Source organism: Pedobacter yulinensis (assembly GCF_003029735.1).
Taxonomy (GTDB): Bacteria; Bacteroidota; Bacteroidia; order Sphingobacteriales; family Sphingobacteriaceae; genus Pedobacter; species Pedobacter yulinensis.
Genome location: NZ_KZ686268.1, coordinates 869,648 through 885,616, shown reverse-complemented (window position 1 = coordinate 885,616; position 15,969 = coordinate 869,648). Strand labels below are relative to the sequence as shown.

The window sequence follows — 15,969 nt, the reverse complement described above, 5'->3', positions numbered from 1 at the left end:
AAATTTAAAATGAAACATTGATACCAAACATGAACTTCCTGGTCATCGGGTAAACCGCAGGGCCTGTTGAGAACAGCACGCTTCCATTGTCTTCATTGACCGGTATCTCAGGATCTACGCCTGAATATTTCGTAAGCACAAACAGGTTCTCGCCAGAAATATAGGCCCTGAAATTCTTCGCCTTGAACTTTTGCAGCTTGAAGGTATAACCCAGCGCCAGCGACCGCATTCTGAAGAAATCATTGCTTTCTATGTAGCGTGACGATACCAGGTTACCCTTGTCCTGGTTGTTGTACCTGGCAACGGGGTGGGTCGCAATATCGCCTGGTTTTTGCCACCTTACCCAATCATCCATCAGGCGCATTTGGTTTCTGTCGGTATAGGTGCCATCTGCATCATACTCCTGGCGTGAGTAATTGTAAACCCGGCCACCCAGCGAGTACCCGAAAACCGCATTCAGGTCAAAGTTTTTGTACTGCAGGTAGGTGGTCGCACCGCCAAACACATCGGGGCTGGCCTTGCCCAGCCTTTCGTCTGTTGCCTTTGAGTAATCTGAAGTGGTGGTGCGTGCAGTTTCATTGCCGCTGGGGTCCCGCGTCACAACGTACCAGGTGGGCTTGCCATCGGCCGGATTGACACCTGCCCATTCCTTCATGTAATAGGTATCAACAGGCAGACCGATTTGGAATACCCTGTTGGCAGAACCGGCTATACCCAGTCCGTCACCAACAATCAGTGGTTTTGCTGTGTAAGTCCCATCGGCATTTCTGGTTTTGTAGATATCGGTCAGCTTGTTCTTATTATGACCAAGGTTAACGTCCAGGCTCCAGACAAAATCTTTGGTTTTGATAATGTCGCCGCCAAGTGCCACTTCAAAGCCCTTATTACTCATTTTGCCAATGTTTTGCGAGATGCTCGTGATACCGGTTAATCCGGTAATGGGAACATTGTACAGGATGTTGTCGGTGCTTTTGTCGTAATAATCCAGGTTTAACCGCAGCCTGTTGTTCAGTGCGGTCAGATCCAGGCCCACGCCAGTGGTATATGTTTGTTCCCAGGTCAGGTTGGGGTTACCCAGCTGGCTGATCAGAAGACCAGGAATACCGTTGTAGCCTGCGGCCGGATTAACGGCATAGAGGTTATACTGCGGATATAAGCTGGCCGGCCTGTTGCCCACAGAGCCGTATGCTGCGCGGATTTTCAGGTTATTGATCTGCTCTGCCTTAAACCAGTCTTCTCTGCTGATGTTCCAGCCGGCGCTTACAGAAAAGAAGTTTCCGTATTTTTTACCAAAATTAGAGGCGCCATCCCTGCGCAGAGAGAACTGGGCCAGGTATTTTCCGTCATAATCATAACTGGAGTTAAATAGAAAGGACTGTACGGCCCATTCTGAAATCCCGCCGCGGGTGCGCTCCGGTTTGGCCGTTACGTCCAACACCTCGAAACCAGGGGCAATACCCGTTCCATAAACATCCAGCGTTTTACTCCGGAAATCGTTAAACTCGTACCCGGCCAACGCACTCAGGTTGTGTTTACCCCACCTGTTCACATAACGCAACAGCTGGTTGGTGTATCGCCTCGTATATTCAGAGCGATAATCAGTAACACGGCCGTTCACGCTCAGACCGCCGTTTGACCGGGGATCTGTATAACCTGCCGCAGCATAATTGTTATAACGGTAGTTATTTACCGACGAAAAAGTCAGCTTTTTGGTCAGTTGAATATCAAAGTCCAGATTGCCCATCAATTCATAGTTCACGTTCGATCCCTTGTTCCATTGCAGGTCATACAGGTAGTTCGTGCTGGCCGTGTTTACCCACAGGCTTGACCGGTGAGGTACCAGGTTGCCGTTGGCGTCGTAGGCACTATCCCAGGGCAGATTCGAATAAATGGATGTTACAGAATACTGCCGGTCATCTACACTTCTGCGCGAACCCACCAGCGAAGGCTTCACCGTAAGCCACTGGAAAGGTTTGTAGGTGCTGTTGAGCCTGAAGTTGTAACGTTCATACTCGTATCCGCGGATAGATCCCGATTCGTCGTAATATCCTACTGACAGCAGGGACTGGAGTTTCTCAGAGCCACCTTGCAGCGTAATGTTGTGATTCTGATTGAATCCGGTCCGGGTGGCCAGATCCCACCAGTCAAAATTGCTGTCGCGCAGATCCGGTTTCCAACGCGGAAAGCTGATGGTGTTGGCATTCGCGAACGATGCAAAATAGTCATACAACTCGGCCCCGTTCATCATTTGCAGGTTTCCGTTGGTTAACTGGGTAAAGCCGTTGCGGGTCGTGATGTCTACACCCATTTGCCCTGCTTTTGCTCTCTTGGTGGTGACCACAATAACGCCGTTGGCACCTTGCGAGCCATAAATGGCGGTCGATGCGGCATCTTTCAATACCGTCATGGACTCAATGTCTTCCGGGTTCAATTCCCCGGGGCTTGAGCCAATAATGACGCCGTCAAGCACCCACAGCGGACTGGTGGTGCCATTAAGCGTAGCTTGTCCGCGAATAATCACCGAGCCTGCTGAACCAGGTCTGCCGGATCCGGGTGCAACGAACAGGCCCGGAGCTTTGCCGGCCAGGAGATTCTGCACGTTTGGCGACGTTACGTTTTTGAGTTTCTCGCCCTGTATGGTACTCAAGGCACCGGTCAGGCTTTCTTTCCGCTGAACACTGTAGCCCACCACGACCAGTTCGCCCAGGCTTTCTGCCGATTCACTCAGTGTAATGCTGCCGACCGATGAACTGCTCACGGTCACTTCCTGTGCGGTAAAACCTATTGAACTGATCAACAGGACCTCGCCCTGCTTTGCGTCTATGCTGAATTTACCGGTATTGTCGGTAGATGCTACGCGTCTGGTGCCTTTTACCGTGATGGTTGCACCTGGTATCGGACTTCCTGCGGCATCTTTGACATTGCCGGTGATCCGGTCCTGGAAGGCATTCGCGGTGCGTATTGCCGCGAGAGCTTCATCGGGTTTAGTGGCCATGGTGGTCCGGGCCGGAAACAGACCATCTTCTTTCATCATCTTGCCCTGGGCTACGGTCGATGCGAACAGCAACGATGACGTTGCGAAAATGCACGTGCAGCACAGTTTGAGCTTCTTTTTCCGGGATGATACGGTCTTGCTCTGATCAGTCTTTTTCATTGGCTGAATTTTTTTGTTCATACTCGTCTGTTTGGCGTTTATCTCTTCCGCGTTGTCTGTAGAATGATCCCCGTTAAGGATCGGCATGCCTGGAGATAGACTTGTTTGGCGCCCGACCGCGATCAATCACGGCAAGGCTATAACAGCCAATTTATGGGAAGTAGAAAGAATAAGCAGTCTCCGACTGAACGCAAACGATTGAGTACCCCTGTCCGGGGGTTTCTGCTGTCTTATTTTCTGCCCTGTAGGCGATGCCGGCACGGCCTGTCAGTGGGCTGCTAATGGCCTCGGTTCAGATGCGTTTCTTCAGATGCTGGCAACGACACCGGTCGAAAACCGGCTCGCGTGCGCGGCGCCTCCCCATAGCCGGCACACCCGGCCGGGTAGGCACGTCCGGTCGGCCCCTGAAAAGCACCCATATCTAACCATTTTATTTGCGATTTTTAACCTATTGATTACAACGGCTGGTGTGAACTCAACAGCCGGGCACCGGCCGACCAGCACATCAGACGCAGCAGCCGCGCCCATCTGGCGGACGGCTGTATGCGCTTCATCGGCACGGCGAGCGGCATGAATGTGCTGCTAAACCATGTTAACTCAAAAAAATGAGTGTCTTGGCAGTTCTTTATGCAACCGTTTGCGTAAACCTTTACACAGTCGTGTGGATAGTCCTGTATGTTCGGCGAAGGCCTTGCCAAACCTCTGAGAAATATTTGGTTTACTTGCTGACATCAGGCACCACAAGGTGAAAGGCGCCGCCTGTTCCGCATGGCACCAGCGATGCGCCTTACCAAAACGGAGGCTAACGCTTAAGCTAATTAAAAGTTTGCCTGAACTGTCCGGGTGTCAGTTTAGTTTTTGTCTTAAACAACCGGCTGAACGACTGGGGGTGCTCAAAACCCAGCTGGTAAGCCACCTCGCTGATGCTGAGGTTGGTGGTTGATAACAGCTCTTTCGATTTTTCGATCAGCTTCTGGTAAATATGCTGCTGTGCATTTAGTCCCGTTAGCGTGCGGAGCATGTCGCTCAGGTAACTGGCAGTAAAGTGAAGACGCTCAGCAAGCAGCTGTACGGTGGGCAGCCCCTGCGCCGTCAGCTGCTCGTCGGTAAAGAAGGTATCGAGCAGGTCTTCTACCCGTTGCAGCAAGTCGTTATGAACGACCTGCCGGGTCAGGAACTGCCGTTTGTAAAGCGCCTGGCATAAGACAAGAGCAATTCGATCTGTGCAATGACTACCTCACGGCTGAATTCATCGATCCGGCTGTTTAACTCCTGTCCAATGATCTGATAAACGGTCAGCATCATTTCTTTTTCCTGCTCAGAAAGATGCAGCGATTCGCTGACAGCATAGTCAAAGAAACCACAGCTTTTGATTGTCCTGTTCAGCGCGTGGCCCTGCAGAAAATCGGGATGAATGAGCAGCCAGTAGCCCTGGTTGCCCTTGTAAGCCTGCGTATTGCCAACAACCTGGTTCGGCCCTGTAAATACAAGGCTTCCCTCTTCAAAATCATAGCTGCCCTGGCCATACTTGAACTGGCCGGCCAGTTTCGTAATGAACGATATCTTATAAAAACCCGAAATGTAACGGGCCGGAAGTTGACTCAGGTTAATCGCGTCTTTCGTGGAGTCCAATAGGGTGATCAGGGGATGAACTGGCCCCGGAAGGCCGAGCATGCGGTGTACTTCTGAAATAGAGTCGAGTTTCCGGATTCTGTGCGTCTCGTTCTTCATCTGTTAAAGATAATAACTATAACCGGCCGCTGCAGCTGTCGCCGGTTATAGCCTGGTGTAATCGCTGGCTTGCGCAGGAAGCTGCAGCACAGGCTACCACTGTAAAGGCCCATCAGGACCTGTAAAGGTCATATTCGGAGCATCGGTATCCAGCGCAACGCGAATGGGCTCCCGCGATCCCACCTCTACGCTGTCGGTACCCTGAAAGTTGTTTAATGCCGTAGCCGTAAAACCGGGGCTCACCGCGTTGACTTTGATGTTTTCCTTTTCGAGCTCTATGGCGAAGGACATGGTTACGGCATTCATGGCCGTTTTAGATGCGGCATAAACGACATCGAAGTGCTGCCTGGCCCAGGTGGCCGGATCGGCAATCCAGGAAAGTGATCCGAGTCCGCTCGAAACATTCACAATGCGCGCTGCCGGCGATTTCCGGAGCAGGGGCAGCATGGTCTGCGTAACAGCAACCACGCCAAACACATTGGTTTCCCAAACCGTGCGAATTTCATCCAGTGAGGCCTTGCTGGCCCGGTTTGCCTCGACCACTTCTTCCAGGGTCCGCCCCGGTTTGCCGGCGTGCGAGATTCCAGCGTTATTAACCAGCAGGTCCAGCTGTCCATGCTCTTGTTGGATGCGCGCGGCTGCAGCCGAAATGGTGCTTTGAACCGTTACATCCAGCTCAACCCCGTGTACTTGCCCGCCCACTTTGGCTGCAGCGCTTTCGCCATTGCTCAGTTTACGGCTGCCGAGGTAAACGATATACCCGTTTGCGGCCAGCGCTTTAACGATCTCAAAACCCACGCCCTGGTTGCCACCCGTTACCAAAGCAACCGGCGGTCTGTTTGTTGATGATTCTCTTGTATGTTCCATGATTCTTGCTGTTGATACACAGCAAATTTCAGCAATCATGAGCCGGCAGAACTAACCGGATCGCGGATATCTGTAACCAAATTGCAGTTGCTTGCGTTCAGGGGTGATGGTGCTTGGTGCGGCTCTGCCGGCCATCCACTGCACATTCTGTTTGTAGCCGCGAGAGGCAAACCAAGTTATGTCAGACAGCAAGCAGGAATCCGCTATGGTTCACGCTTAATCTTTCTCCGGCGGAGTCGTTATCCGGATCGGTCCTTTAAAATCATCCGGATCAACCGGCTGCCCGCCCTGCGTAATGACCACCCTGCCCTGTTTGTGCAAGCGAATGGCGGCATCGCGAATCTCCTGCATGTGGTTTCGCCAGCCGGTCGGGAATAGTTCGCGGGCAATCTCAGAGGGGCAGGTGCTCTTCTGCGAACCGCGCGACGCTGTGGCAGCAAGGATGGCGTTTAGGATATCGACGTTTGATTTCATGGTATTTTACCCCGGCAATGTACCGATTTGCGACGGTCATTTTCGCTACAGACCGGCCGGAAAAACAGAATTGAGCTCTACTATCAACTGCGGCTTTATCTGCTATCAGCCGGTCTATCCGCAAATACTGGAGATCCTGCAGGGTGATGGTTTTTCAGGTCCATAAAGAAGCAAACGGGAGTTAGGCAGTGCCCCTATACGACAAGCCTCGCTAAGACCTATATACATGATTATCTAAATTTCTCATTTGCCACAAGACCAAAAGCAGATCAATGTAACTATTAGCAAAAACAGACGTCCTATGATGAATTTATTCAGCTCACATGAAAAATAAGTTAACGATCCTCATCATTTTATTCCTTAACACCACTGCCTTCAGCCAGGAGAGCAGAAAGCACAAGCAACTGGACAGCGTTTTCTCCCTAATGAACCGCCAGAACCAGTTTAACGGAACTGTGCTGATCTCAGAAAAAGGAAAGGTGATCTATCATAAAGGTTTCGGTCATCTTGACACTGCGTCGGGACAAGCAAATAACAAGACAACGTGCTATGAACTGGCGTCCTGCGCTAAACAGTTCACCGCTGCAGCAATCGTACTTTTACACCGGGATGGTTTGCTGAACTATGAAGACAAATTGTCTAAGTACATTCCAGAACTACGCTCCTGGCAACAGGTCAGCATTTATGATTTGGTCCGGCATACCAGTGGACTACCGGAGTACCTGATCGATATGCCAAAAGGCTGGGACCATCATAAAATCGCGACCAACAACGACCTGATCGCATTTTACGCCAAGCGGCAGGACACGCTGGAATTCAAGCCGGGCAGCCGGCACCGTTATAACAACACCAATTATGCCTTGCTGGCCAGCATCATCGAGCGGGTATCCGGAAAAAGTTATGCCGCTTATTTACAGGAACGAATATTCAAGCCACTGCATATGGACCGGACCCTGGTGTACAATCGGAGATTACAGCCTCGAAAGATGAAGAATTACGCGATAGGCTTTGTGTGGGCGAAAAACTCTTTCGACAGGGTCGTGTCGGAAAACCCGAACTATGGTGACAGTACGGTCTACTATCTTGATGGGATCGTCGGCAACGCGAAGGTTAATTCTACAGCGAATGATATTTACAAATGGCTGGTCGCGCTGCATCAGAACACACTTTTTACCAAGGCAGAATTTGAACTGATGACGATGGTCAGCAAAACTACGGCGGGTAAAGATATCCCTTATGGGTTCGGTCTGGACTTATCAAAAGGGAAAGAAACGTTCTCGTATGGACACACGGGGAGCTGGGACGGTTACGCGACGTTCATCTACCACAATGCGATCAAAGATCGCTCGATCATCACTTTACAGAACTTCAAAATGGGCGCTTACCCTTTCAATAACATTACCCAGATTCTCGATGGCAAACCACTGACGGTAGAATACCGGCCTCTGATCCCGCTTGCAAATGAGCAGATCAAAAAATATGAGGGGGACTATATCGATGAAAAGGATAAGGACGAGGTACAACAGATCACTTTTCTGGGTGGTCATCTTGTATACAACTCCAACAAAATTAAATGGGATATGCGTTTTTTCCCGGTTTCAGTCAACGAGTTCAAAGCAATCAGGCAGGGCGGCACAGACGGTGAATTGAAGTTTACAGAGCTGCCGAACGGCGATACCAAACTCGAAATGCTGCAATATGGTAAAGTGATCGGCGGCGGGATTAGGAAAAAGAGCCATTGACCTACGCTGCATACCTGGCAGGTATTGCTGCGGATGATCCTTATACTTTAAAATTCTCGAAACAGCAACGAATTGAAGGTTCTGATGATCGGCTCATTTTACAAAGGCTTAAATGTTTAAGGACAGCCCGGTAACAATCGCCGTGTTGGTTCGCCATATCTTCGTTGCGGGGCCCTTTACATGAATATTTCCGTTTTACATCAAGAGCAATCTCGATACAGTGACCCATATTGTATCAGATATGATACTTTTAAATATCAGCTGAATTTTTGTAAATTACTTCTGATCAATCCTATAGTTATGAAAGAAAATTCACTGCTTCCCCGTACCGTAGTGGGCGTTAACAGCATGGCGAGCGCTTCAGCCCGCAACCTTACAATGATCGCCAGATATTGTGCGCCAAGATGCAATATATCTAAACGACATGATCGGTTTTAAACACGAGCAAAACATGCACAGCCGGGGCGGTTTTGGCACCCTCGTTAACTATTATAAGTAGGAGTGGATAGCCGGGAGGCGTCTGACGGTTGATGATAACAGTTTGAAAGCATGGCACTATGTCCATTGAAAGCGCATTCTCATTAAAAAGTCTTCCTGCAAACATTCACTCAAATCGGAAACGTTTACCTCCCAGGTACCGCGAATTACATGCCTGTACAGCATAGGCACGTAAATCTGGAAAACCGTATCGCTATCTAACATTCCGATCTGAAGCAATCACGCCTCATGACGTGTTAATAAATACTATACCCTAAATAACGTGAGAAACCAAAAGACTTTTCCAAAGCTGATCCATCATATCGTGGGTCAACCTGCAAATGAAAAAATCCAAAAGTGCCTGAATTCATGGCGCGAAATGGAAAGCAAGGGCTATAAAGTGCGACTTTGGAATGACGATCAAATTCATGCGTTCATGAAAAGAAAGCATCCGTTTCTGGTAGAAACCTTTGTAAACAGCCGCAATTATGCCGAGGCGGCAGACATCGGCAGATATGCAATTGTCTATAGTTATGGAGGCTATTATGCCGACTGGGATGTTGAGGTTCTTGATGCTGAAAGATTGATCAGAATTGAAAATGAAAACCCTGATGGTTATATGTTGGTTGACCCTCCAAATGGTTCGCTTGCCTCGGAGTTTTTTTGCGCGGCGAAAGAAGATCCTTACCTGTTAAGTCTGTTGCGCGACATCGTCGAGATATATGAAACCCAAAAAAGAGATAAGCTTTTCACGCCCAGTTACTCGGGGCCGTTTCGAATGCGCGACAGCCTTGAAAAACATAACAATACAAGGATGAATGTATTACCGGTAAAAAACGTATTTGCCTATAATTATAGCGAGATCAGGAACCCACCTCCGGGCGAGGTGACTCAGCCGCTTATTCATTATTGGTTACACTCCTGGATCAAGCGTTATGATGAATAAATTCATGTTTAATGATTCTGGCATTCGCACAATAGACATAGAATTTGATGCCGAAGCCATTTCACATCTTCGCAACGTTTGGCAAAAGAGCGTTCCAAATTTTCCTGAATTTCCCAGTAGGCGCTTTAGCGGAAAGGGCATTGTCATCGCTGCGGGTGGATTGAGTTACCTAACCTGCACTTACATCACCCTTAAAAACCTTCGACGCTCAGGTTGTAAGCTGCCAGTTGAAGTCTGGCACCTGAGTTATGAATTATCTGAAGAGATGTGTGGCTTGCTTGAGAGTTTGGATGCAAAGTGTCGGGTATTTAACCCGTTGGTAGAGAAGAATTTTAATAGCGTTGCGTTGAAACCTCTGGCGATTATTGAAAGTTCATTTGAGGAAGTACTGTATCTGGATGCAGACAATCTGGTTTTGAGAGACCCTACGTACCTATTTACAACGGAACCCTATAAACAATTTGGACAAATATTTTGGCCCGATTTCTGGCGCACCGACATCAACAATCCGATCTTCAAAGTCATGGATTGCGAAGGCGCGGATGCCAGGGAGCACGAGAGTGGACAACTGCTGGTCGACAAAAGAAGATGCTGGCAAGCGTTAAATCTCGCTCTTACAATAAATAAGTATCATGCCATCTTTTACCATTTGGTTTATGGCGATAAAGACACGTTCAAATTTGCGTGGCTTGCGCTCAGGAAAGAATATTACTTGATTTCGACGCCAGTGGCCTCTATGGGTTATTATTCCGAAAGCGGAGAATTTCATGGATTGACGATGGGCCAGTCAGATGACACAGCCAATCTCCTATTTTTACACAGGAATATGCGTAAATGGGATGCCACGCTGACCACCGAAAGGATCTGGAAGGTTTGCCGGTCTGTGCAATCTGCTGATGTAAAATTTAGCATGCCACTCGGCGAGGACGGTACCCGACATCTTCATATTGGCGGTGATGTTGTAGACTTGCCTGCCGACCCGGCCGTTATACACCTGGAATCAAGTTGTATCAACGACCTGCAGGAGTTAAGGGCGTTATCTTCGTACCAGTTATTCGTTTTACAGGACTATATCCGCACCAAAAGAGGGCTTAAAGACAGCGCGGTATTTCACGCTACTTTTTAAACACAATGATATCTTCCGAGATGTTCTGATCGTACATGAGCTTCAATAAAGGAATGATATCATCCCTGGTTACAAGTTTATTTTTTGAGGGAATAAAAAGAGAATTGAAATCACTCAATATATGGGTCAACTCACGAACATCCTTGCCGGCAACATTGGTAAAATGATGAGGTATAAATTCCATCACCAACATTTTCGCATTCTTCAAAAGTTCAGGCATACCGAGTAAAGCAAAATACTCTGAGCCCTCTATATCCATAAATATCAGATCAAAATGCGCATCAGGAAATTGGGAATCCAGCTGCATGGCCTCGACCTGAAATTCTGAAGGATCATCATAGCTATATAATTCTGAACTAACCAACGGCTTGCGCTTGCTTCCTCCAGAATTGATCCGGTTTTTGATAAACGGAATGGTGCCTTTGCGATCACTGGCTGCGAAATTGTAAGTCTTGCAATTACTTATTTCGTTCATCTTGACATTTAACTTAAGTAACTCGTAAATCTCCGGATTGGCTTCAACAGCCACACATTGGTCTACCAGCTTACAAAGAGGAACGACCAAACTACCTATGTGCGCACCAACAACTAATATTTGACTGGACTCATCAACCAGTGTTTTTAAATATTCAAGCTCGGCTATACTGTACCCAGAGTCAAAACGGAGCTGTCTTCCAACGAACATATCGTCAACTGGCACTGCCAATTTCCCATTCGCAGACTCCGTAATAATTGCTGTCGCAAAAGGGCCTGCAACGACCCTGTTAAAATGTCCCCGGCGCACACTTCCCCTAAACAGCCCGGGTCGAAATTGTTCATCATTACGTTGAAATAGATGCAGTATCTCAGACAGATAATAATTGATTTCCGCTTGCTCCTGATCAGGGAACTGCCGAATACTTTCCAGGAGTTGTTCTGTTAGAATGTTCATAGAGATAATTTGAAGGGGTTATTTTTAATTATTATCAAAATACAATTTTTATTTTTTTTATCCGAGTTCATTTGCTTATATTGTATAGGCTTTCGGCCATAACCAAACAACGGCGGTTTCATATACCGCTTTGATATTACCTAAGCAATTAAACTAATGGGTGACAAGCTTAAAAATCTGATTTTTAGTGCAACCTTCACTACCCGCCTGCCGTCACGATTTTCGCAAAGGATCGCGTTCGTTACCGTGATGGGGGTATCAGATTTTGTCAAAACTTATCTGCCATTTTATCCCCAAATCTCTCCGTTTATACCTCTTACCATGTAAATTTTACCTCAGACATTATCATCAAATCAACCCCTATGTTTTTAATCACCCACTTCCGTTTCATCGTCCCAATTATCTCCAACCAACCATTCAGGTCCTTTCGAAAGCTAAAATTTAGCCATCCGGAAAATGGTTCGTAAACCGTTCCGGTAATTTTCCGCTTCGGCCGCACCTGCCAAGCAATATTAAGTCAGGATTCACCCAGGTATTTGTCCCGAGCGTGAAGAGGATCTTTATTGCTCTTTTTTTCCTCTGCAGCCGGATTTCCTCCCGCATGTTCACCCTAAACCAATACAAAACATGAAAAAACAAATCAAAACCCTAAAGTTTAGTAAGCAAGACATCGCAGATCTTACTAAAGAAGAGCAACTTGGCCTGGTTGGCGGAAACGCGCCGACTGTAACGAATTGTACCTATCAATGCGGCGGATTTACATTGGCCATTGACACGTGCACAGTCGGTTGCACCGGTGCATGTCCAAGTAACTATGGTGGAACAAATTGCGATCCTGCATCAGGTATTGAGAACGCCACTTGTTATATGAGTGCAGCGCATTTATGCCACACGAATCGCGAATGTACGGATACCTACTGTACGCAGAATTGCCCTGCAACCTATGGTGATCAAACTTGTGGAGCCTGCGGCGGACACTAAAAAAGCGGTGCGGGCCTGGTGCCCGCACCTTTTAAACTAAATTCCATGGCATTCAAATTTTTTAATCAACTTAACATACGCGATTGTGGCGTTTCCTGCATCAAGATGATTGCTTATTCCTATGGGAAAAGCTACTCACCAGACTATCTAAGGAAATTGTCAGGATACAATAAGACGGGCACCACCATGTTCGCCTTGAGCAGATTGGCTGAAAAAATTGGATTGCGTCCAAGAGGCGTCAGGTTGGCTATTGATTCACTTCAGCAAATTGACAGCCCTTGCATTATTCACTGGAAACAGAACCACTTCGTAGTACTCTTAAAGGTAAACAAGAGCAGGGAGTACAAAGTGGCCGACCCCGCTGTAGGTATTATATCCTATAACAGACATGAGTTTATTGACGGTTGGTGTGTTGACGACAGGCGACAAGGTCATGTTCTTCTGTTGGAGCCCTCTCCCAAATTTTATGAGGATAAAGAAGATGTCGACGAAAAAGCAGGTGTAAACTGGCAGTTTTTTCTCCAATACCTCAGACACTGCAAGCCGCAGGCGGCGGCGTTGTTATGCGCTTTTCTGTTCGGCCTTGCCATGCAGCTGGTCACGCCTTTTCTAATGAAAAGTTTTATCGATATCGGTATTGAAGGCAGGAACTTCGGATTTATTAAACTCGTCATTATTGCTCAGCTGGTGTTGATCATCAGCTCCACAATCGTCAATTTTGTTCGAACCAGGGTCGCGCTCAGACTATCTAATATCCTGAACCTGTCCATACTATCAGATTTCTGGATCAAAGTAACGAAACTACCCATCTCTTATTTTGATAAGTTTCATACGGGCGATATCATCAAGCGCCTAGGAGACCATAGCATTATACAAAATTTCATGACAAACACCGCGATCAGCGTGTTTTCTTCAGTCATCAACTTTGCAATCTACTCAATTGTACTCGTCCTGTTCAATCCTCAGCTTTTTGTCGTGTTTATGGGCGGCAATCTAATATACTTCCTCTGGATAAAAGCATTCATGCCGGTCAGGCGTAAACTAAATTATCAAAGCTTCGAATTAGGAGCAAAAAATCAAACCACAACGATCCAGCTCATCGAGGGGATGCAGGATATCAAGTTAAACAATGCGGAGCATACCAAGCGGTGGTTCTGGGAGGATGTGCAAACCAAAGTGTTTCGATTTGGCTTCAAAACGATGGACATTAATCAGTTCCAATCGGCCGGCGGACTACTGATCAGCCAAATCAAAGATATTACCTTATCGCTTATTGTTGCCAAGCTTGTTATAGACGGCAACATTACGCTCGGAACAATGGTATCGGTTCAATACATCATTGGCCAGCTCAGCGGGCCGATCAGCACCTTTATCTCTTTGATTCAAAGTACGCAGGATGCAAAAATAAGTTTGGAGCGATTAAACGACATCCATAAGATTAAGGACGAAGAAGACAGTGAAATGGCGCAGGTCAGCCACTTGCCGGAAGATGCTGATCAGATACAAATCCGTTCACTTTCGTATGCATATGCAGGATCTGACGAGCTGGTTTTAAAGAACATCGACCTCGACATTCCGATTGGCAAAACAACGGCGATAGTCGGAACAAGCGGAGGGGGGAAATCAACGCTCATGAAGATTTTAATGAAATCTTACACCGATTATTCCGGCGATATTCATTACGGAGATTTGGACCTGAAAAACGTAAGCCATTCCTTTTGGCGGAGTATATCGGGCTTTGTGGTCCATGAGGGATTTATTTTCAACGATACAATTGAGCGGAACATCGCATTGAGTGAGGAATTTCCGGACGAAGCATCACTGGATAAGTGTTGTCAGATCGCAAAGATACAGGATTTCGTAAGGTCACTTCCGAACGGTTACAAAACCATTATCGGCACCGAAGGCGTTGGGGTTAGCCAGGGGCAGAAACAAAGATTTTTAATTGCGCGTGCATTATACAAAGCACCTAAAATGCTTTTCCTGGATGAAGCGACCAACTCGCTTGACACCAATACCGAGAGCAAAATTATTGAGGACTTGCAGGCCTATACAAAAAGCAAGACAGTTATTGTGATCGCACATCGCCTGAGCACAATTAAAAATGCAGACCAGATCGTCGTCATGGAAAACGGAGAAATCCAGGAAACGGGAACCCATACTTCTCTTATCAGCAAGCGAGGCACCTATTATCAATTGGTTGAAAAGCAAATAGAAACCCTGATATTATGAAAATTATAGAGGCGTTCACTGAGCAAGACATCGCACCCAGAACCGGCAAATCACGCGAATCGCAGGAATTTATCCGGCATAAGCCTTCGTCGGTTGAAAAATACGCTATTCAGGTTATCGCTGTGATCTTTGTGTTGATTTTAACATTTACTTATTTCTTTGAATATGCGGATACGGTAACCCAGCAAACGCACCTTACCGCAGAAAGCGCACCTCAAAAAGTCCGTGCAGGAACGCCAGGCCGAATCAAGGAGATTTTGGTTGCTGACCGCGCACTGGTATCGAAAGGGCAGGTGATCGCCTGGCTGGATTCTGATCTTGACTACAGCGAGTTGAATGCACTGCTGGCCCAACTCAATAAAACGGAAGAACTGCTGCTTCATGACGAAAGTGATCTGAAAGCAACGGCTTACCTGCGTATTATTAACAAATTCGGAGAACAGGAACTGCAGCAAGCTTTTTCTCAATTCCTGAATTCTGCCCTCAAGTACGAAGCATTTAATAACAACGGTTACTACCGAAAACGGCTCTCATATCTTCGGTCACAGGCGGCGCATTCGACCCAGCAACACAATAAAATAGACCTGAAGACTTCCCTCGCCATTGAAGATTACAACAATTCAAAAATGCAGTTTGATCAGGACAGCCTGTTATACAAGCAACAACTCGTCACGATTACCGATCTGGCCAGGGAAAAAAGCCAGCTGATCAGTAAAAAAAACGGCATCTATGATCTGAACATTTCAAGGCTTAATGCACGGTCGAATTACGAGGATCATCTGAATTCGATAGATGAACTGCAGCACCAGAGAAATGAAGCCAAGCTGGCCACGTTGGAAAATCTTGAATCATTGAAAAACGTGCTGGTTAAATGGATGAATAACCATACTATAAAAGCTCCCGGAGACGGCGTTTATGAACCCATGCCCAATGTACAAACCTCACAGTATATGGAAGGCGGTCAAACAGTTGGGTACATTCTTCCTGAGAAAGCCCCGTACTATTTTATCAGCTATCTTTCACAGTCTGCGCTAAGCAAAGTTACCATCGGAGACCGTGTCGATATCCGCCTGGTTTCCTATCCTTACAAGGAATTTGGTCATCTTTCAGGAAAGGTGGCCTCCATCTCAAAAGTGGCGCTGGATAGCGGATACGCCTGTAAAATAAAGCTCCAGAATTCACTCAGCACAAATACAAACAAAAAAATTCCATACCGGGAGAACCTTGTAGGCGAAGCCGTATTTACCACAAAAGAAACGACACTATTTAAAAAACTGACACAGGGATTCCTTAAGACTGAGAAATAGC

The 15,969-nt window shown here is 47.1% G+C and carries 12 protein-coding genes; 6 read left to right on the top strand and 6 right to left on the bottom strand.

Annotation, left to right across the window (positions count from 1 at the left end):
* Positions 1–4: 4 nt before the first annotated feature.
* The 5 genes from C7T94_RS03950 to C7T94_RS03935 form a co-directional block, all read right to left on the bottom strand.
* Complete coding sequence (locus C7T94_RS03950) at positions 5–3,154, bottom strand: SusC/RagA family TonB-linked outer membrane protein (protein ID WP_239494919.1); 3,150 nt, start codon at positions 3,152–3,154, stop codon at positions 5–7.
* Positions 3,155–3,968: 814 nt separating this feature from the next.
* Positions 3,969–4,301: a helix-turn-helix domain-containing protein gene (locus C7T94_RS19695; protein WP_317046904.1), complete on the bottom strand. Its 333-nt coding sequence runs from the start codon at positions 4,299–4,301 to the stop codon at positions 3,969–3,971.
* Positions 4,302–4,324: 23 nt separating this feature from the next.
* Positions 4,325–4,885, bottom strand: a complete 561-nt coding sequence (locus tag C7T94_RS19690) for a cupin domain-containing protein (RefSeq protein WP_317046903.1) — start codon at positions 4,883–4,885, stop codon at positions 4,325–4,327.
* A gap of 93 nt (positions 4,886–4,978) precedes the next feature.
* Positions 4,979–5,752 (bottom strand): SDR family NAD(P)-dependent oxidoreductase, encoded by a 774-nt coding sequence (locus tag C7T94_RS03940; RefSeq protein WP_107213825.1) that lies wholly within the window; start codon positions 5,750–5,752, stop codon positions 4,979–4,981.
* A 216-nt stretch (positions 5,753–5,968) separates the two neighbouring features.
* Positions 5,969–6,226 carry a DUF3253 domain-containing protein gene (locus C7T94_RS03935; protein ID WP_107213823.1) on the bottom strand — a complete coding sequence of 86 codons (258 nt, stop codon included), beginning with the start codon at positions 6,224–6,226 and terminating at the stop codon, positions 5,969–5,971.
* Positions 6,227–6,549: 323 nt separating this feature from the next.
* Here C7T94_RS03935 and C7T94_RS03930 point away from each other — a divergent pair, with 323 nt between their 5' ends.
* From C7T94_RS03930 to C7T94_RS03920, 3 genes are all read left to right on the top strand, one after another.
* Positions 6,550–7,968 (top strand): serine hydrolase domain-containing protein, encoded by a 1,419-nt coding sequence (locus C7T94_RS03930; protein WP_107213821.1) that lies wholly within the window; start codon positions 6,550–6,552, stop codon positions 7,966–7,968.
* A 760-nt stretch (positions 7,969–8,728) separates the two neighbouring features.
* On the top strand, positions 8,729–9,391 hold the full coding sequence (locus tag C7T94_RS03925; RefSeq protein WP_162618533.1) for a glycosyltransferase family 32 protein: 663 nt from the start codon (positions 8,729–8,731) through the stop codon (positions 9,389–9,391).
* A complete protein-coding gene (locus C7T94_RS03920; protein WP_107213817.1) occupies positions 9,381–10,517 on the top strand; it encodes an alpha-mannosyltransferase in 1,137 nt (378 codons plus the stop codon). Before C7T94_RS03925 ends, C7T94_RS03920 begins: the two co-directional genes overlap by 11 nt.
* On the opposite strand, the gene C7T94_RS03915 is transcribed toward C7T94_RS03920, so the two are convergent.
* Positions 10,507–11,448 (bottom strand): FkbM family methyltransferase, encoded by a 942-nt coding sequence (locus C7T94_RS03915; protein ID WP_107213816.1) that lies wholly within the window; start codon positions 11,446–11,448, stop codon positions 10,507–10,509. The two genes, C7T94_RS03920 and C7T94_RS03915, sit on opposite strands and share 11 nt — an antisense overlap.
* Positions 11,449–12,075: 627 nt before the next feature.
* Between C7T94_RS03915 and C7T94_RS19280 the strand changes: the two genes are divergently transcribed.
* The 3 genes from C7T94_RS19280 to C7T94_RS03905 are packed head-to-tail and all read left to right on the top strand — an operon-like array spanning position 12,076 to position 15,968.
* Positions 12,076–12,429, top strand: a complete 354-nt coding sequence (locus tag C7T94_RS19280) for a hypothetical protein (RefSeq protein ID WP_162618532.1) — start codon at positions 12,076–12,078, stop codon at positions 12,427–12,429.
* A gap of 45 nt (positions 12,430–12,474) precedes the next feature.
* On the top strand, positions 12,475–14,661 hold the full coding sequence (locus C7T94_RS03910) for a peptidase domain-containing ABC transporter (protein ID WP_107213814.1): 2,187 nt from the start codon (positions 12,475–12,477) through the stop codon (positions 14,659–14,661).
* Positions 14,658–15,968: an HlyD family secretion protein gene (locus C7T94_RS03905; RefSeq protein ID WP_107213812.1), complete on the top strand. Its 1,311-nt coding sequence runs from the start codon at positions 14,658–14,660 to the stop codon at positions 15,966–15,968. The genes C7T94_RS03910 and C7T94_RS03905 overlap by 4 nt, the downstream gene beginning before the upstream one ends.
* The last annotated feature ends 1 nt before the right edge of the window (position 15,969 follow it).

What these genes read in the sequence shown, in the direction of transcription:
- C7T94_RS03950 (WP_239494919.1), bottom strand. Translation starts at nt 3,154, where the DNA reads ATGAAAAAGACTGATCAGAGCAAGACCGTATCATCCCGGAAAAAGAAG.
- C7T94_RS19690 (WP_317046903.1), bottom strand. Translation starts at nt 4,885, where the DNA reads ATGAAGAACGAGACGCACAGAATCCGGAAACTCGACTCTATTTCAGAA.
- C7T94_RS03940 (WP_107213825.1), bottom strand. Translation starts at nt 5,752, where the DNA reads ATGGAACATACAAGAGAATCATCAACAAACAGACCGCCGGTTGCTTTG.
- C7T94_RS03935 (WP_107213823.1), bottom strand. Translation starts at nt 6,226, where the DNA reads ATGAAATCAAACGTCGATATCCTAAACGCCATCCTTGCTGCCACAGCG.
- C7T94_RS03930 (WP_107213821.1), top strand. Translation starts at nt 6,550, where the DNA reads ATGAAAAATAAGTTAACGATCCTCATCATTTTATTCCTTAACACCACT.
- C7T94_RS03920 (WP_107213817.1), top strand. Translation starts at nt 9,381, where the DNA reads ATGATGAATAAATTCATGTTTAATGATTCTGGCATTCGCACAATAGAC.
- C7T94_RS03915 (WP_107213816.1), bottom strand. Translation starts at nt 11,448, where the DNA reads ATGAACATTCTAACAGAACAACTCCTGGAAAGTATTCGGCAGTTCCCT.
- C7T94_RS19280 (WP_162618532.1), top strand. Translation starts at nt 12,076, where the DNA reads ATGAAAAAACAAATCAAAACCCTAAAGTTTAGTAAGCAAGACATCGCA.
- C7T94_RS03910 (WP_107213814.1), top strand. Translation starts at nt 12,475, where the DNA reads ATGGCATTCAAATTTTTTAATCAACTTAACATACGCGATTGTGGCGTT.
- C7T94_RS03905 (WP_107213812.1), top strand. Translation starts at nt 14,658, where the DNA reads ATGAAAATTATAGAGGCGTTCACTGAGCAAGACATCGCACCCAGAACC.